The sequence below is a fragment of the Glutamicibacter sp. NPDC087673 genome, from assembly GCF_044743255.1.
In the GTDB taxonomy this organism is placed as follows: Bacteria; Actinomycetota; Actinomycetes; order Actinomycetales; family Micrococcaceae; genus Glutamicibacter.
This window is the reverse complement of the sequence record NZ_JBIUWB010000005.1, coordinates 136,627-148,954: the sequence shown is the minus strand read 5'-3', so window position 1 is coordinate 148,954 and position 12,328 is coordinate 136,627. Positions and strand designations below refer to the sequence as shown.

Below are 12,328 nucleotides of genomic sequence, written 5' to 3'. Positions count from 1 at the left end.
GCAGTTCGTGCCGAGCCCGCGAGCTGGCCTAAGCTGGCGGTAGCTTACATCGATCTTTTCGGATAGGACGGGCATGGCCACGGGCAGCATGTATCGGGTGGGAATACTGGGCCACGGGGCGATCGGCTCCGTGGTGGCGGAGCAACTGGCAGCCGGGACGGTGCACGGTGCCCAGCTCGAAGGGGTGATCCTGCGCCGTCCGCAAACCGGGCTGGAGCATGAGCAGCTGAGCTGGGAGTCGGCCCTGGAGCGCTGCGACCTGGTGGTCGAATGCGCGGGCCAGCAAGCCCTGCGCGAGAATGCGGTGCGCATCCTGGCCTGCGGGGTTGACCTGCTGGCCAGTTCCATGGGAGCGCTGGCTGACCCGGAGTTCGCCGCGCAAGTGCAGGCCGCCGGACCTGGACGCTTTTCCAGCACTGCCGGGGCCATCGGCGGATTGGACCTGCTGGGCGCGGCTGCCCGGATGGGCGGCATCGACCAGGTGCTGGTGACGACGCGCAAGCTGCCGGCCACCTTGGTGCAGCCGTGGATGGATGCGCAGCGGCGCGGTGAATTGGAGCAGGCCGCCGGACCGGTAGAGGTATTTCGCGGTCCAGCCGCGGCAGCGGCCCAGGACTTCCCGAAGTCATTGAATGTGGCCGCGGCGGTGGCGTTGGCTGTGGGGGATTGGGATGCGGTGACAGCCAGATTGATCGCCGACCCGGAGGCAGGCCTGACCGAGCACCGAGTCGAGGCGCGCGGCCCAGCCGGCGAGTACAGCTTCTCGATCAAGAACCACCCCTCGCCACGCAACCCGCGCACCAGCGGCATCGTCCCGTGGGCCCTGCTGCACTCGATCCGGCAAGCCGCGGCGGCGCGCCGCTAGCGGCGCGGTGCCACCGCTAGTGGCCTTCGGCTGCCGCGTACTCCTCCAGCACCTTCTTGCCGACCTTGAACGCCACGTTCGCCGCCGGAACGGAACAGTAGATGGCGCACTGCAAGAAGACTTCCTTGATTTCTTCGGGAGCCATGCCATTGCGCAGGGCCGCGTGCACATGCATTTCCAGTTCTTCCCAGTAGCCCCCGGCGATCATTGCGGTCAGCGTGATGGCGCTGCGGGTAGTGCGCGGCAGGCCGTCGCGGGTCCAGATGGTGCCCCATGCGTAGCGGGTGATCATTTCCTGGAATTCGTCGGTGAACTCATTCGAGTTCCTGGTGGAACGCTCAACGTGCTCGTTGCCCAGCACCTGGCGGCGTACCTCCATGCCAGCATCATAGGTATCGCCGGGAAGGCGCGGTGAATCAGCCATTTCTGCAAGTCCTCGCTTCTAGTTGGCCAGCAAGAACTCGGCCAGCAAGGCCGCGGTCTCTTCGGGTGCTTCGGCCGGGGCCAGGTGGGCGGCCGAATCGATGACCGCCATGGTTCCGCGGGGTGCATTTTCGGCGATGAACTCCGCGTCTGCCGGAGGGCACACCTGGTCCTGTGCGCCGTTGATGGCAATGATCGGGTCGCTGGTTGAAGCCAGCTGCCCGCGCACGTCGAATCCTGCCAAGGCGCCGCAGGCGTGGGCGTAGGCGAAGCGGTCAGCGTTCTGCAGGCTGTGCAGCAGCTCGGTGCTGATCACCGGCTCCTTCTCGATGAATCCCGGTGCGAACCAGCGCTCGGCAGAACCGGCGACCATGGTCGGGGTGCCGGCCTTGGCGACCAGCTCGGCACGGTCGGTCCACCCGTCGGGGGTGCCGATCTTCGCCGCAGAGCAGATGGAGGACAACGCGTCGAAGAAGCCGGCGTGGTCCACGGCCAGCTGCAGGGCGGTGGCCCCGCCGACCGACACTCCGGCGTAGTACAGCTTGCTGCCCTCGGAGATGACGCCGTCGGCACGCAGCGCCTCGACGGCCTTGGTGACGCCGGTAGCCAGTTCGGCCAGCGAGAAGGCTTCGGTGGACGGCTTGCTTTCGCCGTGCCCCGGCAGGTCCCAGGCGATGACCTGGAACTTGTCCTTGAGGTAAGGCAAGGCCGGAGCCCACAGCGGCAGGGCCGCAGTGCCCAGCGAGGGGCCGACGATGAGGGTGGGAAGTGCCTTGTCGGTGTGCAGCAAGGAGGGGGTTAGTTGCGGGACTGCCATGATTCCTTCCGTGCCGAGTAATCGGCGAGTACGGTTTCGGTGAAGCGATCCGCGGCACCGAGGTAGCCAGCTGGATCAAATAATTCGTAGAGGTCCTGGTCGTTCAAGTCATGCACGGAGATTTCCAGGCGCAGCAGATCGCGCAGGGAAATGCCCTCGTCGAGGCTGCGGCGCACCAATGCCTGGATGGCCGGTTTTCCGCCGACCACCAGATCAGCCAGGGCGGCAGCGAGTCGTTCGGAGAGCACGGCATCTCCGCCCAGGGCGAGGTTCCGCTCGATGGCAGCGCGATCCACTCCCAGGCCGTTGGCCAGGAACGAAGCGTGGAATGCCGCCCCTGATGCCAGCCGGGCCAGTTCGCGCAGGGCACTCCATTCGGCGTGCCAGCCGCCATCGGGGCGTTCATCCACCGCGGTGCCGGCAGCAGTGAACAGGGTGGAGAGCAATCCGGGGGCGCTGAATGCCGCATTGCGCAGCAGTACCGAGCGCACCGGGTTCTGCTTCTGCGGCATGGCCGAGGAGCCGCCCTTGCCGGCCTCGCGAGGTTCGGACAGCTCGCCGATTTCCGGACGGGAGGCGGTGAGCACATCAGCGCCCAGGGTCCCCAGCGCGGCAATGGCCGCACCCAGTGCGGAGCCAAGCTGGAGAATCGGCATGCGGTTGGTGTGCCAGGGCGTTCCCGGATCCTCCAGGCCCAGCAGGGCCGCCAGATCCGAGGACAGCGACTGGCTTGTGGCCGTTGTCTCCGGCTGGCCGGAGAGCAGCTGCTCCAGGGAGGCGAGCGTGCCCACCGCACCGCCCCATTGCAAGCGCAGCTGCCGCGCCGCGGCATCCAGCTGCTGCTCGGCATCCAGCACGGCCGAGAGCCAGCTGGCCGCTTTCCAGCCCAAGGTGGTGGGCAGCGCATGCTGGGTCAGCGAGCGGGCAATGCACACGGTCCCGCGGTGGGCCTGCGCCAGGGCAGCCAACCCGCCAGCGGTGCTGCGCAGATCTGCCAGCGTGAGCGTGAGCGTCTTGGACAGGACCAGCATCAGCGCTGTGTCGATGATGTCCTGGCTGGTGGCACCGCGGTGCAACGCGGTGCCCGCAGTTGCCGCGGCCCCGTCGTGCTTGAGCAGGTCGCGCATCATGCCCAGCAGCGGGATGAGCGCATTGGCCCCATCCGGTGTCCTGGAGGCCAGCAAGGCCAGGTCGTAGCGGTCCGCGCGGGCCACCTCGCGCACGGCCTGCGCATCCTGGACGCTGCACAGGCCGGCATCCGCCTGGACCTGCACCCATCCGGCTTCGGCATCCAGCATGGCTTGGACGAAAGACGCATCGCTGGCCAATGCCCCGGCCGCAGTTCCTGCCCAGGCGGGGGCCAGCACGCCGTAGTCTGCGCCATCCATTCGGTGCCTCGATTCTTAGCTGTTGAGCGTATAAGCCGTCTATCTAGAACTGTAGTGCCCGGCAACGGGCAACACCCCGCCGGGCGCTCCAACGCCCGTAACAGTGCGGGCACTGGGGCAATCCAGCGGGGTGTCGCGGTGGCAACTAGCTCTCGCGCGGGTAGGAGAGGAACACCGTTTCGTTCCCGCCTTGCAGGCGGATATCGAAGCACAGCGAGCCATCGTCTTCGCGAGCAGCAATCAGCGTTGCGCGTTCTGCTTCGCCCAGCGATGACAGCAACGGGTCGTTAGCCAGCGCTTCGGTGTCCTCCGGCAGGTAGATGCGGGTGAACAGGCGATTGAGCAGGCCGCGGGCGAAAACCGCGAGCATGATGAACGGGGCCTTGCCCTCTTCGGTAGCGCCCGGGTTCACGGTGGTGAAGGTGTAGTGCCCGGCGTTATCCACCGCCGCCCGTCCCCACCCGGTGAAGGTGTAGCCGTCGCGGACCAGCGAGCCATCGCGGGAAACGACATTGCCGTTCTCGTCGGCCTGCCAAATTTCCAGCAGGGCGTCCGGAATGGCCTCGCCGTTGCCGTCATAGACCATCCCGTGCAGGCGCACCGAGCGGGGATGGGCCTGGCTGATCAGCTCATTGCCCTTCTCATAGGGCAATGCGTAGCCGTAGAACGGGCCGATGGTCTGACCCGGTGTGGGGGCCAGCTTCAGTTCTGGTGCCTGAGCCATGCTAGTGGTCTCCCTCTTCATCTTCCATCCAGGTGCGGTTGGAGCCGGTGAGTACGATGTCCCAGTAGTATCCGGTAGCCCATTCATGGGTCGTCAGCGAATGGTCGTAGCTGGCGACCAGGCGGTCGCGCGCTTCCTTGTCGGTGATCGCCTGGTAGATCGGGTCGAGGCTGAACAGCGGGTCACCAGGGAAGTACATCTGGGTGATCATGCGCTGGGTGAAGTCGGTGCCGAACAGCGAGAAGTGGATGTGCGCCGGGCGCCAGGCGTTGTGGTGGTTCTTCCACGGGTAGGGTGCCGGCTTGATGGTGGTGAAGGAGTATTCGCCGTTCGGGCCGGTGATGGCGCGTCCCACGCCGGTGAAGTTCGGATCGATCGGGGCCGGATGCTGGTCGCGCTTGTGGATGTAGCGTCCGGCGGCATTGGCCTGCCAGATTTCCACCAGCTGCCCGGCCACCGGGCGGCCGTCGCCATCGAGCACGCGGCCGGCGACCACGATGCGCTCGCCGATCGGCTCGCCGTTGTGCTGGATGGTCAGATCCGATTCCAGCGCATGCACGTCGCGCTGGCCGAAAGCCGGGGAGTGCAGCTCAATGGTTTCCGGGTCAGCGTGGTGCAGGTTCTTGGTCGGGTGGCGCAGCAGCGAGGAGCGGTAGGGCGCGAAGTCGACGCGCGGCTGGGTTTCGGCTTTCTTGCCCGCCATGACCTCCTGGCGGTAGGCCTCGTGGAGATCGGCGATCTCGCCGCTGATTTCTTCCTGGCTGGCGGTGGTTGCCGCAGGGTCCAGAAGATGCGAGTTGTTGAAGGACTCGGCTTCGGTGCGGTCCTGCGGTGCGGTTTCGGTGCTCATTGCGGGCTCCTTTCTAAGGTGCGGAGGATGGTTAGAGGTTCTAAGCGTGGGGCCAGCCGGTGTAGGACTCGGCCAGGTACTGCTGGCCGAACCGCGAGGAGGTGACGGTTTCCAGCTCGCCCAAGGCGCGCTTGGCCATGAACGGGTCCCCGCCAACCGGGGTGTGCAGCATGGAAGTCATCCAGTAGGAGAAGTTCTGCGCCTTCCACACCCGCTTCAGCGCCAGGTCCGAATAGCCGTCCAGCAGCTGCTCGCTGCCGGTGGAGAAGTAGGAGTCCAGGGCCTCGAAGAGCACCTTCACATCGGCGAAGGCCAGGTTCAGGCCCTTGGCTCCGGTGGGCGGGACGGTGTGCCCGGCATCGCCGATCAGGAACAGGCGCCCGTGGGAGAGCGGTTCGCGCACGAAGGAGCGGAAGCCCAGGACGGTCTTGTCGAAGATTTCCCCGGTTTTCAGCTGGAAGCCATCCGGTCCGTCCACGCGCTTTTGCAGCTCGGCCCAGATGCGGTCATCGTTCCAGGCGTTCACGTCTTCGTTCGGGTCGCATTGGAAGTACATGCGCTGCACGGTGTCGCTGCGCTGGGAGATCAGCGCGAAGCCGTGCGGGGAGTTCGCGTAGATCAGCTCCGGGGCGGATTTCGGTGCTTCGGTGAGGATTCCGAACCAGGCGAAGGGGTAGGCGACCTTGAAGTCCTTGCGCAGGGTTTCGGGCATCTGGCGGCGGGCGAAGGAGCGCGAGCCGTCGGCGCCGACGATCACATCCGCATGCACCTCGAAGAGGTTGCCCTGCGCATCGGTGAAGCGGAACTTCGGGGTGGAGGTCTCCAAGTCCAGGATCTCGGTGACTTCGCAGGAGTACCGCACATCGCCCTGGTCGCGTTGGCGCGCCGCGGCCAGGTCAACGAAGACCTCGTTCTGCGCGTACAGGGTGACGGTGGCATCGACCAGGTCGCGGAAGTCCAGCGGGTGGGATTCGCCGTTGAAGCGCAGGTCGATGCCGGCGTGCTCGTCGCCGTGGGTCAGGACCCGTCCATCCACGCCGGACTCGGTGAGCATCTTGACCGCTTGGGCTTCGAGGATTCCGGCACGGTGGGTGTTGCGGATGGCCTCGTGGTCGCGCATTTCCACGACGATGTTCTCGATGCCGGTTTTGGCCAGCAGATGCGAAAGCATGAGCCCGGCTGGGCCGCCGCCGATGATGCCGACCTTGGTCTTGAGGATGCGCGGATTCTGAACCATGGGACCCTGCCTTGCTGTCGTCTGGACCAGCAACCGAGCGCCCGGCTGCGTTGCCGGACCGATGCATGTGGTCTAAGGAAGTAAGAAGAACTTCCATCAGGATGCGGTGCATGCGACCCGGCAGGCAGGCGCATTCTCAATGAATGAGAATACTTCCGGCGTCGCTACTCGGCCTCGGCCAAGGCGACGCGGGATAGCAGGTCGCGCAGCTGAAGGCGTTCGCCCGGGGTGAGCGCCTCCAGGGTCTCATCCTCATTCTGCTTCGTGACCTTCCTGGCCTGCGCATAGAGCTTCCGCCCGGCAGCGGTGGCCACGATGACCTTGGAGCGGCGATCCTTCGGATCCGGCATGCGCGAGACCAGCCCTCCGGATTCCAGGCCGTCCACCAGGGGGACGATCTGGCTCGGGTCCAGGGCCAGGAACTCTGCCAGGTCGCGCTGGGTCGGCATGATGTCGCTGCATGCCAAAGAAAGCACGGAGTAGGAGCGCACCTTCAGGCCGAGGGGCTTCAGTGCGTGGTTGGCTCGGCTGGACCCCAGGGAGCGCATGCGCGCCACCAGGAAGTTCAGCTCCTGCACGAGGTCGCATTTCATGAACTGCTCTTCCTTCGCTGATTTGGCAGTGATTTTGCTGCTCACTCCATTATCCTCACTTTTCATGAAAAAATAAACCATTGACTTTCTCAAGGATTAAAGTTCTTATGTATGTAGTCAAGGTTCCCACTTTTCACCGAGGGGGAGCAATCGAAACACCCATTGAAATGGAGAACTCATGTCGCTAGCAGGGAAAGTTGCCATCGTCACCGGAAGCGGACGCGGACTAGGTCTGAGCTACGCGCAAGAATTGGCTCGCCAGGGCGCTGCGGTCATCATCAACGATGTTGACCCAGCGGCTGTGGAAGCGGCCGTTTCCTCCATCGCCGAGGCCGGCGGCAAAGCCGCAGGCGTCGTAGCGGCGGTGGGCTCCACTGAAACCGCCAAGGCACTGGTTGCCGGCGCGGTGGAGAACTTCGGCCGCCTGGATATCCTGGTGACCAACGCAGGCGTGCTGCGCGACAAGTCGCTGCTGAAAATGACCGACGAGGACTTCGACCTGGTCATCAACGTCCACTTGCGCGGCACCTTCACCTGCGTCCGCGAGGCCTACGGCTACTTCAAGGAGAACAATGTCTCCGGCCGTATCATCGCCATTGGCTCGCCCACCGGCCAGCGCGGCAATTTCGGCCAGAGCAACTACGCTGCGGCCAAGGCCGGCATCGTGGGCATGGTGCGCACCTGGGCCATGGAAATGAAGCGCGCCGGCGTCACCGCCAACGCCGTCATCCCGGTGGCCGCTACCGAAATGACCAAGACCGTTCCGTTCTTCGCCAAGGCCGTCGAAGCCGATGAGCGCGGCGAAGCCATGCCGGACTTCTTCCGCAAGGACCTGGGCTTCGGCACCGCCGACGACGTGGCCGGGCTCATCGCCTACCTCGCCTCCGAGGAAGCTGGCGGCATCACCGGCCAGGCCATTGGCGCCGGCGGCGACCGGCTGCAGCTGTGGAGCCACCCCGAGGCCATCGAATCGGAATTCCACGACGGCGGCTGGGACTATGCAACACTGCAGGAACGGTTCCCGTTCGCGGGCAACCAGCAGTCCGTCGGCGAGAAGTTCCCGGAGCTTCCTGGAGAACTCCGCCCGGAACCAGCCAAGTAACGCCCGGAGGAAAAGCCATGACTGCACGTTATGAACTCGGAATCGACTTCGCGGCGCTGGACGCCATCGACATGCATGTGCATCTTGAAGTCGATGAATGCGGCCACAAGGCCATGCCGGAAGACCTCTTCGAGGCCTCGGCAGCGTATTTCAAGTCAGCGGACCGGACCCCGTCCATCGACAGCATCGCGCAGTTGTACCGCGACCTGAAGATGGCCGCAGTGGTCTTCACCGTCGATGCGCGCACCGCGCTGGGGCATGATCCGAACTCCATCGAGGATCTGGTGGAAGGCTGTGCCCGGAACAATGACGTGCTGATTCCCTTCGGCTCGGTTGATCCGCGCCGCGGGCAGCAGGCTATTGACGACGCGCGGTACCAGGCCGAGTCCCTGGGAGTGCGCGGCTTCAAATTCCACCCGTCATTGCAGGGCTTCGACCCAAGCAATGAGAGCTTCTACCCGCTGTGGGAGACGCTGCAGGAACTGGGCCTGCCATGCATTTTCCACACCGGGCAGAACGGGATGGGTGCCGGACTTCCCGGCGGTCGCGGCATCAAGCTGCGCTATTCCAACCCGATGCTGCTGGACGATGTGGCCGCGGACTTCCCGAACCTGGCCATCGTCATGGCCCACCCTTCGGTGCCCTGGCAGGACGAGGCGAATTCCATTGCCACCCACAAGGCTAATGTCTACATCGACCTGTCGGGCTGGAGCCCCAAGTACTTCCCGGCCTCGCTGGTGAAGATGGGCAATAACGTGCTCGCGCGCAAGCTGCTGTTCGGCACCGATTTCCCGCTGATCACTCCGCAGAAATGGCTTGGCGCCTTTGCCGAGCTGGACCTGAAGGATGAAGTCCGCCCGGGGATCCTGAAAGGCAATGCGCTTCGCGTGCTGGGGGTGCAGGGCTGATGGAAGCAGTGGCCACCAGCGATTTCTACGGATTCAAGGATCTGCTCAGCGAGGCGGAGCGCGATGCCCTGTCGCGCCTGCGTGCCCTTTTGGAAGAGCATGTGGGCCCGGTACTCGACGACTACTGGGAGCGTGGGGAATTCCCGGAGCAGATTATCGCGCCGCTGGTCGACGCCCAGCTGATGGAACCTGCCGAAGTCCTGGAAGCGGGCCAGCGCCCCTCGGGCCTCTATGCCGGTTTCCGCAACTTCGAGCTGGGCCGCATGGATGCCTCGGTAGCCACCTTCTACAACGCGCAGTCGGGCCTGTTCCGCACCACGGTGAATCTGGGCGGAAGCCCAGAGCAGGTTGCGCAGCTGGAACCGCAGATCACTTCCTTCGCCTATAAAGGAGTGTTCGCGCTGACCGAGCCGGACCACGGCTCGGATATCGCCGGAGGGCTGGCGACCTCGGCAAAGCAGGCGCAGCGCGACGGGGAAGCTGGCTGGCTGATCAACGGCGCAAAGCGCTGGATCGGTGGCGCCAGCCAAGCCGACGTGCTGGCAGTTTTCGCCCGCGACGAGGCCGACTCGCAGGTCAAGTGCTTCCTGGTGCCAACGGACGCGCCCGGCGTGAAACTGAGCAAGATCCCGGGCAAGACCAGCCTGCGCATCATGCAGAACGCCGACATCGAGCTTGCCGATGCCTGGGTCCCGGCCGCCGCGCGGCTGGCGGAGATCAACTCCTTCGCGGACGTCGCTGCGTGCCTGCGCAATATGCGCTCGGATGTCGCCTGGATTGCCACCGGCGTGTGCTTCGGGGCCTATGAATCGGCCCGCGACTACGTCGCCAAGCGCAGCCAGTTCGGCAAGCCGCTGGGCTCCTTCCAGCTCATCCAGGAAAAGCTGGCGCATATGCTCTCCAACGCCACCGCCTGCCTGGCCATGGTGGTGCGCCTGACCCAGCAGCAAGAAGCCGGCATCTACCGCGACGAGAACTCGGCGATGGCCAAGATGTTCACAGCCCGGATGCTGCGCGAAACCGCGGCCCTGGCCAGGGAAGCCTGCGGCGGCAACGGCATCCTGCTGGAGAACAACGTGGCCCGCCACCACGCCGATGCCGAAGCCATCTATTCCTACGAAGGCACCCACGAAATCAACTCGCTGATCATCGGGCGGGCAATTACCGGGGTCAGCGCCTTCCGCTGAATCCGGCAGCAACGAACTTCCGCAAACAACCAACACAACACCAGGAGAAACACCATGGCACCGACCATTTTGGATTACGCAGACCTCGCCACCGCACAGGGCAAGGACCTGGGCTACAGCGAATACCGTGTGGTCACCCAGGAACAGGTCAACACCTTCGCTGACGCGACCGATGACCACCAGTGGATCCATACCGATCCGGAAAAGGCCAAGGACGGGCCATTCGGCGGACCGATTGCCCATGGCTATTTGACCCTGAGCCTGCAGATCGCCTTCTGGACCGAGCTCTTCGATGTCACCGGCGTGAAGACTAAGGTCAACTACGGCCTGGAAAAAGTCCGCTTCCCGTCTCCGGTGCCAGTGGGCTCCAAGGTCCGCATGAAGGCCGTAATTGCCGAAGTGGAAGAGGTCAAGGGCGGATACCAGATCGCAGTGGACCAGGTGGTCGAAGTGGAGGGCGGCACGAAGCCGGCCGTTGTCTCCCGCGGCCTCTACCGCTTCTACGCCTAGGGCGCAGCGCTGCTGGGCCAGCGCGATAGCCGCAACGATCGACCTAATGAAAAGAGTGACAGATGTTGAATAAGGGGTTTGGCAACTGGATCCACCGGCGCCGGGTGAAGTCCGCGCAGCAGGTTGCGGTGATCCACGCGGGAGTCAGCCTGAGTTACGCTCAGCTGGCAGAACGCATCGACAAGCTCAGCAGTGCCCTGGCAGCCCAGGGGATTACCCGGGGCAGCCGCGTGGCGTTCCTCGGGGCCAACCACACTGCTTATCTGGAGACCATGTTCGCCGCCACGCAACTCGGTGCGTTGTTTGTGCCGCTCAATGTGCGCTTGGCTCCCCGGGAGCTGAACTTCGCCTTGCGCGATTCGGGCAGCGAAGTGCTGGTCTATATCCAGAACTTCGCTGATGAAGCGCAGGCGGCCATTGCCGGCAGCCCGGTGGCCCGGGCCTGGGACGTCGCGCTGGTTCCTTGCGAAGACAGCTCCTATGAGCGGGCTTTGCAGGCCGGCGATGCCGCGCACGGGGACATCGCCGTGGAACTCGAAGACCCGGCCATCATCCTCTACACTTCGGGAACCACTGGCACGCCCAAGGGCGCGGTGCTCACCCACGCGAACATGACGTGGAATTCCTACAACGTGATCGTGGACTACGACATCACCAGCAAATCGGTGGTCCTGCTCATCGCTCCGCTGTTCCACGTGGCGGCCCTGGGCATGGGCGCCCTGCCGATGCTGCTCAAGGGCGGAACTGTGGTTTTGCAGGAGCGCTTCGAACCCGCTGCCGTCCTGGATGCGGTGGAACGCTACCAGGTCACCCAGCTTTCCGGGGTGCCAACCACCTTCCAGCTCCTGGCCGAGCACGAAAAGTGGGCGGACACCGATTTGTCCTCGCTGCAAATGCTCACCTGCGGCGGCTCGGCCGTGCCACTGCGTGTACTGGAAGCCTACGAGGCCCGCGGGTTGGGGTTCAGCGGCGGATACGGGCTGACTGAAACCGCACCGGGAGCCACCTTGCTGCAAGCCGCGCATTCCCGCCCGAAAATGGGCTCGGCAGGTTTGCCGCACTTCTTCACCGATATCCGCATTGCCGATTCCCTGGGCAACGAGCTGCCCGCCGGCGAGGTGGGCGAAATCCTGATCAGCGGTCCCAATGTCATCCAGGAATACTGGAACCGCCCTGAAGCTAGTGCCGGCGCCTTCTACGAACCCGACTGGTTCCGTTCCGGGGATATCGGGCATGTGGACGCGGAAGGCTTCCTGTTCATCTCGGATCGCCTGAAGGACATGATTATTTCCGGCGGTGAGAACATCTACCCGGCGGAAGTGGAGCAAGCCATCATGGAGCTGCCCGAAATCGAGTCTGTCGCGGTCATTGGGATCCCGGACGATAAATGGGGCGAGGTGCCGCGTGCGATCGCCGTGCTCAAGCCGGGAAGCTCGCTGAGCCAGGAGGAGATCGTGGCCCATCTCAATGGCCGGCTGGCCCGCTACAAGATTCCGCGCACCGCAGTATTCCTCGATGAACTGCCGCGCACGGCCAGCGGAAAGATCCGCAAAGCCGATCTGCGCAAAGCAATACAGTTGAGGGTTTCCAGCCCGGGCGTTGATGGCAGCGTCCGGGCTGGAAACCATTGACCATCGGCCAGGATCTGGCCTGCAGCCTTAGAAGTTAAATCATTACAAGGTCAACCATTGACTTTTTCAATGATTACCCTAGTCTGGTTATGT

13 protein-coding genes are annotated in these 12,328 nt (G+C 64.4%); 6 read left to right on the top strand and 7 right to left on the bottom strand.

Annotated features, from left to right (window positions below):
- Positions 1 to 73 precede the first annotated feature (73 nt).
- Positions 74 to 865 (top strand): aspartate dehydrogenase domain-containing protein, encoded by a 792-nt coding sequence (locus ACIOTL_RS13160; protein WP_105658572.1) that lies wholly within the window; start codon positions 74 to 76, stop codon positions 863 to 865.
- 16 nt (positions 866 to 881) lie between these two features.
- Here the strand turns inward: ACIOTL_RS13160 and pcaC are convergent, their stop codons facing one another.
- The 7 genes from pcaC to ACIOTL_RS13125 form a co-directional block, all read right to left on the bottom strand.
- A complete protein-coding gene (gene pcaC, locus ACIOTL_RS13155) occupies positions 882 to 1,289 on the bottom strand; it encodes a 4-carboxymuconolactone decarboxylase (protein WP_105658571.1) in 408 nt (135 codons plus the stop codon).
- 18 nt (positions 1,290 to 1,307) lie between these two features.
- Entirely contained in the window at positions 1,308 to 2,105 is a 798-nt protein-coding gene (locus ACIOTL_RS13150) for an alpha/beta fold hydrolase (protein ID WP_166650807.1), read from the bottom strand.
- A complete protein-coding gene (locus ACIOTL_RS13145) occupies positions 2,087 to 3,493 on the bottom strand; it encodes a lyase family protein (protein ID WP_388024469.1) in 1,407 nt (468 codons plus the stop codon). Before ACIOTL_RS13145 ends, ACIOTL_RS13150 begins: the two co-directional genes overlap by 19 nt.
- A 145-nt stretch (positions 3,494 to 3,638) precedes the next feature.
- Positions 3,639 to 4,217, bottom strand: a complete 579-nt coding sequence (pcaG, locus tag ACIOTL_RS13140; RefSeq protein WP_400343021.1) for a protocatechuate 3,4-dioxygenase subunit alpha — start codon at positions 4,215 to 4,217, stop codon at positions 3,639 to 3,641.
- Position 4,218: 1 nt separating this feature from the next.
- Complete coding sequence (pcaH, locus tag ACIOTL_RS13135) at positions 4,219 to 5,067, bottom strand: protocatechuate 3,4-dioxygenase subunit beta (RefSeq protein WP_388024468.1); 849 nt, start codon at positions 5,065 to 5,067, stop codon at positions 4,219 to 4,221.
- Positions 5,068 to 5,107: 40 nt separating this feature from the next.
- Positions 5,108 to 6,304 carry a 4-hydroxybenzoate 3-monooxygenase gene (locus ACIOTL_RS13130; protein ID WP_388024466.1) on the bottom strand — a complete coding sequence of 399 codons (1,197 nt, stop codon included), beginning with the start codon at positions 6,302 to 6,304 and terminating at the stop codon, positions 5,108 to 5,110.
- Between the two features lie 164 nt (positions 6,305 to 6,468).
- The gene (locus ACIOTL_RS13125) at positions 6,469 to 6,942 is read right to left on the bottom strand and encodes a MarR family winged helix-turn-helix transcriptional regulator (protein ID WP_388024465.1); all 474 of its coding nucleotides are present in this window, start codon (positions 6,940 to 6,942) and stop codon (positions 6,469 to 6,471) included.
- 133 nt (positions 6,943 to 7,075) lie between these two features.
- On the opposite strand from ACIOTL_RS13125, the gene ACIOTL_RS13120 reads away from it, so the two are divergent.
- The 5 genes from ACIOTL_RS13120 (at position 7,076) to ACIOTL_RS13100 (ending at position 12,235) form a co-directional block, all read left to right on the top strand.
- The gene (locus tag ACIOTL_RS13120; protein WP_388024463.1) at positions 7,076 to 7,999 is read left to right on the top strand and encodes an SDR family NAD(P)-dependent oxidoreductase; all 924 of its coding nucleotides are present in this window, start codon (positions 7,076 to 7,078) and stop codon (positions 7,997 to 7,999) included.
- A gap of 17 nt (positions 8,000 to 8,016) precedes the next feature.
- Positions 8,017 to 8,907, top strand: coding sequence for an amidohydrolase family protein (locus ACIOTL_RS13115; RefSeq protein WP_388024462.1), 891 nt, complete (start codon positions 8,017 to 8,019; stop codon positions 8,905 to 8,907).
- On the top strand, positions 8,907 to 10,094 hold the full coding sequence (locus tag ACIOTL_RS13110; protein WP_388024460.1) for an acyl-CoA dehydrogenase family protein: 1,188 nt from the start codon (positions 8,907 to 8,909) through the stop codon (positions 10,092 to 10,094). Before ACIOTL_RS13115 ends, ACIOTL_RS13110 begins: the two co-directional genes overlap by 1 nt.
- 54 nt (positions 10,095 to 10,148) lie before the next feature.
- Positions 10,149 to 10,604, top strand: coding sequence for a MaoC family dehydratase (locus tag ACIOTL_RS13105; protein ID WP_388024459.1), 456 nt, complete (start codon positions 10,149 to 10,151; stop codon positions 10,602 to 10,604).
- A 62-nt stretch (positions 10,605 to 10,666) separates the two neighbouring features.
- Positions 10,667 to 12,235 (top strand): long-chain fatty acid--CoA ligase, encoded by a 1,569-nt coding sequence (locus ACIOTL_RS13100; protein WP_400343017.1) that lies wholly within the window; start codon positions 10,667 to 10,669, stop codon positions 12,233 to 12,235.
- Positions 12,236 to 12,328 lie beyond the last annotated feature (93 nt).